This window comes from Thalassotalea sp. G20_0, assembly GCF_017744175.1.
In the GTDB taxonomy this organism is placed as follows: Bacteria; Pseudomonadota; Gammaproteobacteria; order Pseudomonadales; family Endozoicomonadaceae; genus Endozoicomonas.
Window position 1 is genome coordinate 38,433 of sequence record NZ_JAGHQV010000007.1, and the last position, 12,849, is coordinate 51,281.

Annotated in this window: 12 protein-coding genes; 7 read left to right on the forward strand and 5 right to left on the reverse strand. The window is 50.1% G+C overall.

The window, feature by feature from the left end:
* Positions 1-40 precede the first annotated feature (40 nt).
* Positions 41-385 carry a hypothetical protein gene (locus J7438_RS05925; protein WP_209200428.1) on the forward strand — a complete coding sequence of 115 codons (345 nt, stop codon included), beginning with the start codon at positions 41-43 and terminating at the stop codon, positions 383-385.
* A 65-nt stretch (positions 386-450) separates the two neighbouring features.
* Here the strand turns inward: J7438_RS05925 and def are convergent, their stop codons facing one another.
* The gene (gene def / locus J7438_RS05930) at positions 451-1,062 is read right to left on the reverse strand and encodes a peptide deformylase (protein ID WP_209275808.1); all 612 of its coding nucleotides are present in this window, start codon (positions 1,060-1,062) and stop codon (positions 451-453) included.
* A 160-nt stretch (positions 1,063-1,222) separates the two neighbouring features.
* Here def and purU point away from each other — a divergent pair, with 160 nt between their 5' ends.
* Together purU and J7438_RS05940 are read left to right on the forward strand one after the other, a co-directional pair.
* Complete coding sequence (gene purU / locus J7438_RS05935; RefSeq protein ID WP_209275809.1) at positions 1,223-2,077, forward strand: formyltetrahydrofolate deformylase; 855 nt, start codon at positions 1,223-1,225, stop codon at positions 2,075-2,077.
* Between the two features lie 110 nt (positions 2,078-2,187).
* Positions 2,188-2,472 (forward strand): Lar family restriction alleviation protein, encoded by a 285-nt coding sequence (locus J7438_RS05940; RefSeq protein WP_163372288.1) that lies wholly within the window; start codon positions 2,188-2,190, stop codon positions 2,470-2,472.
* Here J7438_RS05940 and znuA read toward each other — a convergent pair.
* Positions 2,465-3,406 (reverse strand): zinc ABC transporter substrate-binding protein ZnuA, encoded by a 942-nt coding sequence (gene znuA / locus J7438_RS05945; protein ID WP_209275810.1) that lies wholly within the window; start codon positions 3,404-3,406, stop codon positions 2,465-2,467. The two genes, J7438_RS05940 and znuA, sit on opposite strands and share 8 nt — an antisense overlap.
* 181 nt (positions 3,407-3,587) lie before the next feature.
* Here znuA and J7438_RS05950 point away from each other — a divergent pair, with 181 nt between their 5' ends.
* Positions 3,588-4,238: a hypothetical protein gene (locus J7438_RS05950; RefSeq protein ID WP_209275811.1), complete on the forward strand. Its 651-nt coding sequence runs from the start codon at positions 3,588-3,590 to the stop codon at positions 4,236-4,238.
* Between the two features lie 70 nt (positions 4,239-4,308).
* Here the strand turns inward: J7438_RS05950 and J7438_RS05955 are convergent, their stop codons facing one another.
* Positions 4,309-4,485 (reverse strand): hypothetical protein, encoded by a 177-nt coding sequence (locus J7438_RS05955; protein WP_209200422.1) that lies wholly within the window; start codon positions 4,483-4,485, stop codon positions 4,309-4,311.
* A 227-nt stretch (positions 4,486-4,712) separates the two neighbouring features.
* On the opposite strand from J7438_RS05955, the gene uvrD reads away from it, so the two are divergent.
* Both uvrD and J7438_RS05965 read left to right on the forward strand, forming a co-directional pair.
* Positions 4,713-6,890 (forward strand): DNA helicase II, encoded by a 2,178-nt coding sequence (gene uvrD / locus J7438_RS05960; RefSeq protein ID WP_209275812.1) that lies wholly within the window; start codon positions 4,713-4,715, stop codon positions 6,888-6,890.
* Between the two features lie 223 nt (positions 6,891-7,113).
* On the forward strand, positions 7,114-9,510 hold the full coding sequence (locus J7438_RS05965; RefSeq protein ID WP_209275813.1) for a WD40 repeat domain-containing protein: 2,397 nt from the start codon (positions 7,114-7,116) through the stop codon (positions 9,508-9,510).
* A gap of 72 nt (positions 9,511-9,582) precedes the next feature.
* Here the strand turns inward: J7438_RS05965 and J7438_RS05970 are convergent, their stop codons facing one another.
* Entirely contained in the window at positions 9,583-10,581 is a 999-nt protein-coding gene (locus tag J7438_RS05970; protein WP_209275814.1) for an ankyrin repeat domain-containing protein, read from the reverse strand.
* Between the two features lie 243 nt (positions 10,582-10,824).
* Between J7438_RS05970 and J7438_RS05975 the strand changes: the two genes are divergently transcribed.
* Positions 10,825-11,946, forward strand: a complete 1,122-nt coding sequence (locus tag J7438_RS05975) for a TRAP transporter substrate-binding protein (RefSeq protein WP_209275815.1) — start codon at positions 10,825-10,827, stop codon at positions 11,944-11,946.
* Here the strand turns inward: J7438_RS05975 and murI are convergent.
* On the reverse strand, positions 11,922-12,824 hold the full coding sequence (murI, locus tag J7438_RS05980; protein WP_209275816.1) for a glutamate racemase: 903 nt from the start codon (positions 12,822-12,824) through the stop codon (positions 11,922-11,924). The two genes, J7438_RS05975 and murI, sit on opposite strands and share 25 nt — an antisense overlap.
* Between the last annotated feature and the right edge of the window lie 25 nt (positions 12,825-12,849).

Genomic DNA, 12,849 nt, shown 5'->3' on the forward strand with positions numbered 1-12,849 from the left:
GAAAACTGATACCAATTAATCAAAAACGAGAGAAAAGGACATGCTCTACGTACTCAGGGATGATAACAATCAGGTGTGTGCCGTTTCAGAGAAACCACTGTCCAATGAGTGGCAACAGGCCGGGATGGACGACGAAAGCCTGATGCTCTTTCTGCACAATAATCCGGAAATCAGCACCGGCATCATGGCGTCTTCCGATGCCGATTTCATCCGGGTACTTGAGGATGTGATTGATCTGTTAATTGATAAGCAGATCATCCAGTTCACTGAGTTTCCGGATGTTGTTCAGGCAAAACTTCTCCATCGCCGCAGATATCGTGAAAGCCTCAGAAGTAATGCAGATACTACGCGGCTTCTGGAAGACGGTGATGACAGCATCTTTTAATTGAAAATCTGCGGTCGTCAGGGCCTGATGTCTTCCACATGAATTCTTAATGCCTGGTCAGCAGGCTATCTTTCAGCCGAAATCATTCCCGGTGGAGTCATTCGGGCATTGATGGTTGGCCAGTTCTCCGGCCAGCGGCTCTGGTTTTCCATTGATATGTTGGGCACCATCAGCGTCGTTTCATCAACCCGTTCCGGAAACAAGATCCCGTTCAGGTGATCAATTTCATGCAGCATAACCCTGGCGGCAAACCCATTAAGAACAGCCTCAATGGTATTGCCCTGATCATCAACCCCCCTGACTTTCAAGTTTGCCGGTCTGTTCACCCATCCTCTGATACCCGGAACGGACAAACACCCCTCCCATGTCCAGCAGGTTTCCTGACTGACTTCTATGATCTGAGGATTGATCCAGAATGAAAGCGGAATATCGGGCACACTGGGATAACGTGATTTCGTCTCTTCAGTCACTCCTATGCACAATACCCTTGCCCCCCAGCCAATCTGAGGCGCAGCAATACCGATACCGTTTGCCTCAATTTGCCTGTTACGCAGAGTCTGGAGATTATGCTGAAAATCATCGGTCAATATATCATCAACACAAATCTGTTGATGTTGCTGAAAAAGCAGGGGATCACCCATGATGACCAGATCCGGGCTATCAGGCAAACGCATCATAATAGAACCACTCCACATCTGGTTATGATGAATCAGTGTAACTTAATGACCCCGCAGAACGGTGAAAATTCCACGGAAGCACTGATCAGCATCCGGCAAAATATGCTTTCATAGCGACTACTACTTATAATTGCTTCTCAATTTACGTTTATTAAGCACCATGAACAGAACTTATCGTTTACTTGTTTCCTGCCCGGACGCTACAGGCATCGTAGCCACCGTCAGTGACTTTATCGCCAGACACGGCGGCTGGATTGTTGAAGCCAATCATCACTCTGATCCAGTGACCGGGCGCTTTTACATGCGCAACGAAATCAAAGCGGACAGTCTGCCTTTTTCTCTGGATGAATTTAAACATCATTTCACCCCTGTTGCTGAAAAACTCAGTCTGGACTGGCGCATCAATGACTCAGGAATTCCCCAGCGTGTTGCCCTTCTGGCCAGTAAAGAGGCTCACTGCCTGTCTGACCTGCTTTACCGCTGGCGAAGTGGCGACCTGAATATGGAAATACCCTGTGTCATCTCCAATCATGAAGATTTGCGCAGCTATGTAGAGTGGCATGGTATTCCCTACCACCATGTACCTGTGGATAAAGGGGATAAAGCATCGGCCTTTGAGACAATGACAGCGCTGCTGGAACAGTACAGTGTTGATACAGTTGTACTTGCTCGTTATATGCAAATTTTGCCACCGCAACTGTGTGAGCAGTATGCCGACCGTGTCATTAATATCCATCATAGCTTTCTGCCTTCCTTTGTGGGTGCCAAGCCCTACCATCAGGCCTACGAGCGAGGCGTTAAGCTGGTGGGTGCCACCTGCCACTACGTGACGGAAATCCTTGATGCTGGCCCGATCATCGAACAGGACGTAATCCGGGTTGGGCATCACCACCTGCCTGAAGATATGGTGCGTTTAGGAAAGGATGTCGAGAAAAGTGTACTGGCGCGGGGATTGAGGTATCACATCGAAGACCGGGTTATTGTTGATGGCAGCAAGACCATTATTTTAGGATAGTGCTATACGATTGCCGCCATCCTGTGGATAAGCTGTGAAAGTCTGTGCATAAGCTATGAATACACCGGGTATAACCAATCCATGACGCAGATATCGCTCAGGGAAGAGTCATGAAACTACAGTCCTGCCCCTGTTGCCGGGGTAAAGCCATATTTGCCGACCTGATCATCGGCAAAGGCAGTCAACGAGTAAAAATGTGGCAGGTCAGCTGCAGTGGCTGTGGTTTATCCACAGAAATGGACGAAGATAAAAGATATGTGGCAAAACGCTGGAATCTTCGCCAGGAGTACGCAAATCTGAAAATGTGGGTAACATTGCTGGCAGCGCTGCTGCCAGCGTCGATCATCATCAGTCTGCTGCTTGGCAACCTGATGGGTATCAGCCTGATCAGCTGAGTTTATCACTCTTCTTCGCTGTACCCTGAATGCAACTGGTGATGTTATCCACAAGCTGGTTGATAAACTTCGCATAGCTTTCAGGTCCGGATTGAATGTTTTCTGCTAATGGGTCAAGCACACCAACTCGGACGGAAAGCCCTTCTGTCAGCCGCTCAATATAAGCAGGCTTGAACTGTGGTTCCCGGAAAATACAAGCTGACCCCGCTTTGTTCAACTGTCCTTTCAGGCTTACCAGGTGCCGGGCCCCGGGTTGCTGCTCAGGATTCAGGGTGAAATAGCCAGCAACTTCCAAACCATACTGCTCTTGTAAATAGCCATAGGCATTATGAAAAACGAAAAATGGCTGCCCGCCTGATTGTTCTACTTTTTGACCGTTGCGCACGTCCGTCTGGTCCATGCTGTTCAGAAACAGAGCAAGATTATGCTGATAGCGAGACTGGTTAACCTTGTCCACAGACATCAACACACGGGCCATCTCTCTGGCAATAACCCTGGCGTTATCGGTGCTCAACCAGATATGAGGGTCATAGTCACCATGATCATGGTGCTCTCCGTGCTCATGAATATGATGCTCATGCTCTTCACTGCTGCGCAGGCGAATGCCATGCATGTCCATCGCGGATACGGCTTTTACCCCCTTTGCCGAGGCCAGCATTTTTGGCAGAAAAGTCTCCATTGAAGGGCCTACCCAGAAAATGACATCCGCACTTCTTAACTTGCGGGCATCAGAGGGCTTAAGGCTATGGCTATGAGGTGAGCTTCCCGGAGGCAACAATACCTCAGTATGAGTCACCCCTTCCGTCACCGCCTGGGCAATCAGCTGCAATGGCTTGATGCTGGCCAGAACTTTTGGTGATTCTGCACTCGCACAAAAGCTGGCAGTCATTAGCAACACTGTTATCAGCAACTGTTTAATGGGGGCAAACTGCATACGAAAACCGCTTCTTTTGGAAAGCGTTATAATATAACACTTCAATCTAAATAGGTATCAGGATGAGTGGTCTACACTGAAGGCGATTAATTTTGCCCCAAGGGCTAACGGCATAAGCAAGTTTCAAACTTAAAGAGTTCTGTTGTCATACAATTAGTCTTTCTGGATTCGGGGAATATTCATGCCATACTGGACCAAACTTCCATGTAAGTATTCGAGCCTGATTTCGCTTTGTAATGGCCCCACCCTGGCTACTAGAAGAGGTGATATCGGATTCTATGTAACTGTCTCTGGTGATGACAGCTTCGTGTTTGAGCACACTGTGATTGTTGGTCGCAGTAACAATTTGCTGGTTCACTCGAACAAGTTGCTGGGAGTGTACACAAGTAATCTGAACAAACACAGGCAAGCCGTGTTTTTTCGTTTCAAGGGTGACCCTCTCACTGCTTTAGGGGCCTGCGATATCGCACACCTTTGGTCTCGTGGGCATCGCCACTCGGGTGTTAAGGATTTTGAAGGAACAACACAGCAACGAGTTGGATTCTCCAGTGCTCACTGGAAAGGATATCGTTCGGCTATCGCAGGGCTTGGCTCGTGTGCTTTTGGAGACGCAGCCAGAAGGCGATTGGAGAAGTACCAAAACAGATCACAACTCACGCCCAAAAATGTGATCTGTTCAGAAATGGCCACTCTTCTCTATCAACTCTTCGTTATTGAAGAAGACGAGAGTAAAGGTTTCATCAAACTTGATGCCAAGCATACGCTTCCCGGGACGCTGGCTTTATATCTTTTTGAGAGCCCTTTTTGGAATCTCGTTGGCCGGGGAAAATAATAGACCGTTAACGAAGGGTAAACAAACCTCTACCCGGGAGTAGGCAGAGGCTTGTAGTTATTTGAATTGGTTAATTGCCTTCCCAGTAATCTTCACCAAAGATGGCGCTGAGGCGCTTGTCTTCTTCCCGATCTTCAAGGGCTCTGCGGATTTGCAGGGAGCGCTTGGAACCTTTCTGCTCAAGTTCAGGACGGATCAGGTGCTCATCCAGAATGAACTCTTTCTCGGCTTTTTTTCCTTTTCCCATAACAGCATCCTCTTCTTGTATTTGTTATTAAATGATGCCTGATTACGATTACCAAAATATTAAATAACTGATCATAGGACAACTACTCATGTCGTATAAAAATGTGCGATAAATCGCACAAATCAACCATTACAAGACCTCATGGCGCAGTTTCGCTAAACTCTCACTGTTCTGGAAAATACTCTCCCCATCATCAGGGGGCATCGAATTCTGACTGAAAGATTCTTATGGACGTAACCTCAATACTTGATTCACTGAATGATGCACAGCGCAGTGCTGTTGCAGCCCCCGTCAGCTCTATGCTGGTTCTGGCCGGTGCCGGCAGTGGTAAAACCCGCGTGCTTGTCCACCGGATCGCCTGGCTGGTGCAGGCTGAAGCCATGTCCCCCTATTCTGTGATGGCCGTAACCTTCACCAACAAGGCCGCGGCAGAGATGCGCTCACGTATTGAGGAACTGCTGGGCATCGCCCCCAGGGGAATGTGGGTAGGTACTTTTCATGGTCTTTCCCACCGTCTGCTCAGAGCACACTGGAAGGAAACAGGACTGCCCGAAAACTTTCAGATTCTGGACAGTGACGATCAGCTGCGCGTGCTCAAGCGGATCATGAAAGCCATGCAGCTGGATGAACAAAAGTGGCCTCCACGTCAGGCCCAGTGGTATATCAATGGCAAAAAAGATGAAGGGCTTCGCCCCGATTACATCGATCCCGGTTACGATCCATTCGAACGCACCATGGTTGATGTTTATCGACGCTACCATGAGTACTGCGAGCAGGCGGGAGTGGTGGACTTTGGGGAGCTGCTGCTGCGGGCACATGAGCTGCTGCTGAAGCGGTCCGATATTCTCCAGCATTACCGCGAACGTTTCCGATACATTCTGGTGGATGAGTTTCAGGATACCAACGCCGTGCAATATGCCTGGCTGCGATTACTGGCGGGAGACCAGGACAAACTGATGGTGGTGGGTGATGATGACCAGTCCATTTACGGCTGGCGCGGTGCCAGAATTGAGAATATACGTCAGTTCACCCATGACTTCCCCAATGCACAGACCATCAAACTGGAACAGAATTACCGCTCTACCGGCAATATTCTGCAGGCCGCCAATGCCGTTATTGCCAATAACCCGGATCGTCTGGGAAAAGAGCTTCGTACCGATGGTGATAAAGGTGAGCCAGTGCACCTGTACGCTGGCTTTAACGAAATGGACGAAGCCCGATTTATTACTGACCGGATTAAAGATGCCATCACCAAAGGCACGGCCCGCAGCGATATTGCCATCCTCTACCGGTCCAATGCGCAGTCCCGTATTCTTGAAGAGGCGATGCTCAGGGCTGCGATCCCCTATCGAATCTACGGTGGGCAGCGCTTCTTTGAACGGGCAGAGATCAAAAATGCCCTGGCCTATCTCCGCCTTGTCCGTTCGCCTGATGACGACACCTCTCTGGAGCGGGTGATCAATATTCCCACCCGGGGTATTGGTGAGAAAACCGTAGAAAAGCTCAGAGAGGCGGCCCGAAGTCAGGGTATTTCACTCTGGCAGGCACTGAAAAACCTGGTGGCAGCCTCTGCGGTTGGTGGTAAGGCGGGTAAATCCATGGCCGCTTTTGTGGAACTGATCGAGTCCCTGAGCCATGCGGGAGAAACACTGGATCTGGGTGAACTGTCCGATCATGTGGTCACTATGAGCGGGCTGATTGATCACCACAGCAAAGAGAAAGGCGAGAAAGGTCAAGCCCGGGTGGAAAACCTGGAAGAACTGGTGAATGCCTGTCGTCAGTTTGATATGGACGAACTGTTCCTTGATGACGAGCAGGGTGAAGCAACCGAAACCATGACGCCTCTGGATGCCTTCCTGGCCAATGCCGCTCTGGAAGCGGGTACCAGTCAGGCCGATCAGTTCCAGGACAGTGTGCAGATGATGACGCTCCACTCTGCCAAGGGGCTGGAGTTCCCGCTGGTCTTTCTGGCCGGTATGGAGGAGGGGTTATTCCCCCATAAAATGTCGTTGGATGAAGGCAACCTTGAGGAAGAGCGTCGGCTTTGTTATGTGGGTATTACCCGAGCCATGAAAACCCTGTATCTGACGTATGCCGAAAGCCGACGTCTGTACGGCAGTGAAACCATGAACCGCCCTTCCCGTTTTATTCGGGAGATCCCCGGTGAACTGCTTCAGGAAGTGCGCCTTGGTGGCACCATTACCCGACCGGTAGCGACTCGCATGGCACCGGCATCACCTGACCATGGTCTGTCACTGGGCCAACGCGTCCATCACAACGTGTTTGGTGAGGGAATCGTGATTAATTACGAAGGTGATGGCAACCAGGCCCGGGTGCAGGTTAATTTTGATTCTGAAGGCGCTAAATGGTTGATGATGGCTTACGCCAACCTGTCTCCAATCTAAGGGCATTGCTGATGGTGCATTGCCTCTTGCCTGTTTTCGCCACCGACGCAGGCAGCCTCGTAAAACCCTGGAGCAGGAACTTTTGTTAAATTGCCAGATCTTAATGCTCAGGAACTGAATAAATGATCAGGCAGGTAATAGATGATGATTCCAACACCCTTGGGATACTAATCTACCATGCCAGTATAAATTCCATTCCTGTGTCAATTTGACCGGAGTTATCATGCAACCAATTGCGCAAGGCAGTGCAGCCGCAAGCAGAATAGAAACCAATGAACGGCAGTTATTTAATGATCTGAAAACGCTGAATAAATCCGTGGCTGCCTATAACAAACAGGTCTCAGAAATTTCTGGACCGGACCAGTTCAAATCGCTTGAACGGTTGAGGCTGGATTCACCACCCGAATTGACGTTCATCACCGCTATCGGTAAGCGAAAGCTGGAAATTATCGGACTGAACGTTTCCATGGTGCCGCAGTCGCCAGGCATTGGTTTGGCCGATGCATCGCAACAACATGATGAGCAACAGAATATTCCGTACGATAGTTACACCGAGCCTGAACCGACAGATAATACTATGGGGCCAGCTGGTGCCATTTCAGCAAATAGTGGCCATACCCTGACAAGGCCATCAACTGACGACTCATATACCGAATCATCAACTGACTACTCAGACACCGAATCATCAACTGACGACTCATATACCGAATCATCAACTGACACCTCAGACACCGAATCATCAACTGACACCATCTCAGGCACCGAATCATCAACTGACATCATCTCAGGCACCAAATCATCAACTGACATCATTTCAGGCACCAAATCTATTGACCCAATCAAGGCTCGTATTATCCAATGCCAGGCCCATTATCTGGAACTCCAACTGGCGACCGGCGTCGGTTGTTATATTCGTGATGTCAGCTTCAGCCCAACGAGTAAGAACCTGATTATCAATGGTCGCGATGATGAGAACGAGTTTAGTCTGAGCATCTGGCGACAGGGCGCGGATGGCAACTGGTTGCCAAAAGGGAAGGTCAAGAGTTCTGATGCAATCTTTCGTTACCAGCTTAACCAGTCGGAAAATACGCTCCTGAGCATCAGCTATGATGGCAAGCTCACGATGAGTACCCTGAACAGCGATGGCCGTTGGCAGGAGGCGGTGGTGCTTGAGCACACCACCACTAATGAAAACGATCCGAGGGTGAAGGCAGACTTCAGCCCCTTGCAGGACAAAATGATGTCCTACGATCCACAGTCCGGCGAAATCAACGTATTGCGTGAGGATAGCAACGGTCGGTGGACCCCGCTAACCCGGGCTAAAGAGATCAGTCACTGTCAGCAAACTATGCCACATCAAGCGCCTTTCGAGGCCACGAACCATTATTTACTGACTTACCAGGGTACAACAGCGACCATTTGGGGCTGTAGTGATGAGACTCACTGCCTGGAGGAACAAAAGGTCATTGAGTGCAATGGCCAGATTGGCGGTGCTCAGCTGAGTCATGATGAGCAGCATGCCGTGATCTTCACCGAAGGTGGCCAGGCCATCTTTCTGGGTTGTGATGTCGATGGCAATTGGTCACAGATCGGGGAGATCTGTCATCCTGAATGGAGCATGAATGAAGACAACCAACCTTGCGCCAAACCTATTTGCGAAGCTGCCTTCAACGCCTCTGGGCACCTTGCGCTGACCCGTGATACAGACAATACATTTATTATTTCAGGTTATGACGCCAACTGTGACGCTAACGACAATCCCTGGGTAGTAAAAACTAAAATTCACAGGTGTGCAGAGGCCAGATTCAGCGCCTCCGGGCGTAAATTATTGGCCAACTCCGGTATTGGCTCCTTTACACTCTGGGACTACAACAGTACTGATCATCGGCTGGTTAATGGTCAGACCATTATCCACAGTGACAGTCAAAAAGCCATCTTCAGCCCTTCAGAGAATCTTCTTCTGAGCTATGGCAATGAATCAAATTTCGCCTGCATTTGGGGGCATGACGAGGAAGGTGATCTGGTTGAGAAAACGAGGATATATCATCAGGGGGGGATTGACTATGCTGCCTTCAACGCTCAGGAGGACTGTGTGCTGACCCGCAGTCGTGACCGGACGGTAAAAATTCAGGCTCTCGACAGCCAGGGCAAATGGCAGGAACAATTGGTGGTTCAACATCGAAACAGTATTATGGATGCTCGGTTTTCCCGTTCAGGGCGGCTTGCCTATACCATTAGCCTGGACGACACCGCTTGTATCCTGGGGCACAACGATAATGGCCAGTGGGTGAAACTGGCGGTGACGGACTCTGATGCCGACTTCATCAGGGACGCTAGTTTTAATGAATTGGAAAACCATTTTCTAACCTATGGCAACAAAATGAACAAGAAGGACAAACACCAGCCTGGCCTTGTGCAACTCTGGGGTATTGGTGATGATGGCAAATGGTCAAAAAAAGAGCAGATAAGACTGGATCATCCCGTTAAATTGGCCAAATTTAGCCCTGATGGTGATCATTTATTGATCTACTGTAACGATGGTATATTTTCCTTTGCTGGCTTTTTAAAAGGCGGCACTGCATTACTCTGGAAGATTCCTGCCAGCCCGGGGCAGGAATAGCTCACACGCGAGGCTTTGCAAGGCAAGATGGCGTTATACATTTCTGGTTATTCCGTGTCCGATTTTTCTTCCTCACATCAGACGGCATTCCTGCTCCTTTCTTGCCTCTTCCTCCAGTGCTTTCAGCTCCAGCGACGTTTTTGCCCCTTTGGCAATCAGGCGTTCTGCGCACGCAGGGTTGCTCCTGTTCCTGGCGAGGTCCAGTGGTGTGGTGCCGGGGCGATCAGTAGCGGCGGCATTGACATTCGCTCCTTTACAGAGCAGTGCTTCCACGCAATCGACCCTTGCCCACTTGGCTGCGTGGTGCAAAGGAGTGAGGCCAAGTTTACAGGTAACGTGGATATCTATCCGCGGGGTGTCGAGCAGCAACTTCAGGCTATCGGTGTTACCCTTTGCGGCGGCCCAGTGTAAAGGAGTGAGACCATAGACATCCTTGGCATTGATATCCACCCCGGGGTGAGCAATCAGCAATTTCAGGCAATCCGTGTGACCGGGGTTACCATTTGTGGCAGCCCAGTGTAAAGGGGTGAAACCATCTTCTTCGAGGGCACTGACATTCACTCCCGGGATCTTGAGCAGCACCTTAAGGGAGTCGGTGTCACCATAAAAGGCGGCCATGTGTAAAGGGGTGGATCCATCGATTAAGGCAGCGTTGACATTCGCGCCCGTCATGCACAAAAGCTCCAGGCATTTGCTCTTCCTTTCCTGCACAGCGATAAACAACAGACGTTTATCCACATGTATGCTGACACCATGATCGACTTTAATCTTCAGCATCAGTGCCAGTGCTTGCCAATTTCCGGAGTGACAGGCGTACTCCTCCAGGGATTCGGATCCGCAAAGCAATGGCAGCAAGGGAAGCTTCTGACATTCGGAACAGCTGCGTTGGCCCAGTTTGAGCTGCTGATCAGTCAGTTGGGGAATACAACCAAGGTGAAGCTGGCATCCGTACTGACACGATGCTTTGACTTGCAACTTGCCAGCAAATTCGTTTGTGGTGCCGCCATCATGCCTATGACAGATACTGCATTTAAACGAATGATCACTAGTACTAGCCCTGGCAATATACATGTTCGTACCTGTATTCGTGACTGAGTTACTGTCATAAGACAATAAACGGCAAAGCAAGTTCCTTAGCAATTGAGCCTGAAAAACCTCCATTTTTTTCTTGCTCGCAACAAAACCTCAACAGGCCCTGAGGCTCCTGCTTAAAAGCCTCCCTATTAATGGAAGCTTGTCAGCTTCCACCTATCCAATTACTATGCTTCTGTCGTGTTCCCCATAAATAAGACTAAGAACAAACAGGGTCCTTGCATGAAACGTCGTAATTTATTGTCCTCTTTCGGGGTCGCTGCCGCAGTGGCAGCACTGGCAGGCTGTGGCCAGGGTGAACAACCGCAGCAAACCACCAATACCGAATCAGTAGCACCAGAAGCTCAAAAAGCCATTGAGTGGAAGCTGGTGACTTCCTGGCCAAAAAATTTCCCGGGTCTGGGTATCGCACCTGAGCGCTTTGCCGAGTCCGTTAATAAAATGAGTAATGGCCGACTGACTGTCAAAGTGTATGGCGGTGGTGAACTGGTACCACCACTGGAAGTCTTTGATGCCGTATCCAGCGGCACGGCGGATATGGGGCACAGTGGTGCTTATTACTGGAAGGGTAAAGACCCGGCCACCCAGTTTTTTACTGCCGTTCCCTTTGGCTTGAACGCCCAGGAAATCAGCAGCTGGATTCACTATGGTGGCGGGCAGGCGCTCTGGGACGAGGTGTATAAACCATTTAATGTGAAACCGATGGCCGGTGGCAACACCGGGGTTCAGATGGCGGGCTGGTTCAACAAGGAGATCAACAGCCTGGATGACCTGAAAGGTCTGAAAATGCGCATCCCGGGTATGGGCGGTGAAGTACTGCAGCGCCTTGGCGGGGTACCTGTAAATATCCCCGGTGGTGAGCTATTTACGGCACTTCAGACCGGCGCTATTGATGCGACCGAGTGGGTCGGCCCATACAATGACCTGGCCTTTGGTTTCTATAAGGCTGCTTCTTACTATTACTACCCGGGCTGGCATGAGCCAGGCAGCATGATGGAATTCACCATCAATCTGGATGCATGGAATAAACTGCCAGAAGACCTGCAAGCCATTGTCAAAACGGCAGCCCGCGCAGCAAACCAGGACATGATTGATGAGTACACCGCACGGAATAATGCGGCGTTGCAACAGCTGGTGAATGAGCACGGGGTAACCGTGAAACGTCTGCCGGATGACGTACTTGCTGAACTGAAAAAGGTGGCTGATGAGATTACTGAGGAAGTTGCTGCCACCAGCGATGTAGCTGGACGGGTTTATCAATCGTTCAGCGAGTTCCGCGAGCAGTCCAAGGCTTACCACAGTATTTCTGAAGTCGCTTTTTATGAAGCCCGCTCTTTTGAGTAATTGACAACGTTCTCGCCGCAATGGACGCCACCGTCACCCTGTGACGGTAGCGTCATCGCCTCTGACCCAACGGGTAAATTTCTCAGGGCAACAAATCCCATTTTCTCCAACGCTGGAATCAGAGCACTGACCTGATCATCCAGCCCTGTATGCATAAAGAGATCGTGTGGTGCTGACTCTGCATCAAACCCGGCCGGGTCCAGCAGGCTAACAACCCTGCGGGCAATAGCAGAGCCTGAGTCGATCCAGTGAATGTCGGCAGATACCTGCTGCAACGCTGTTCTCAGCAAAGGGAAGTGGGTACAGCCAAGAACTACCACATCCGGTACCTGTTCTTCGGCAAAAAAAGGGCCAAGAATCCGGTGCAGATCGTGCTCTGAAACCAGCTCACCCCGAAGGTGCTGTTCAGCCATCTGTACCAATTCGCTGGAACCCACTCTAATCACCTGACAGTCCCCGGCAAAATCATCAATCAGCTGGTCGGTATAGCTGCGGGCAATCGTGCCAGGTGTCGCCAGAAGCCCGATGCAGCGTTTTTTTGAGTACTCACTGGCCGTCTTGATGGCTGGCACCACGCCAACAACGGGGAAATCCAGCTCTTCGCGTACCCTGGGCAGAGAGATGGTACTGGCGGTATTGCAGGCAATAACGGCGAGCGAGGGATTAAACTGTTCGGCTAACGTATTCAGGCAGAGGCTGGTACGCTCAATCACTTCCTGCTCGGGCTTTGGGCCGTAGGGAAACCCCTGAGTATCGGAACAGTAAACCACCGGAGCATAAGGTAAAGCCTGCTTTATTTCCTGATAGATACTGAGGCCGCCGACACCGGAATCGAAAATAACGATCGGCTTTACCTTTTTATTCACGGCTGTTTTCACAAGATGTTTCCACAAAAATGGTTTA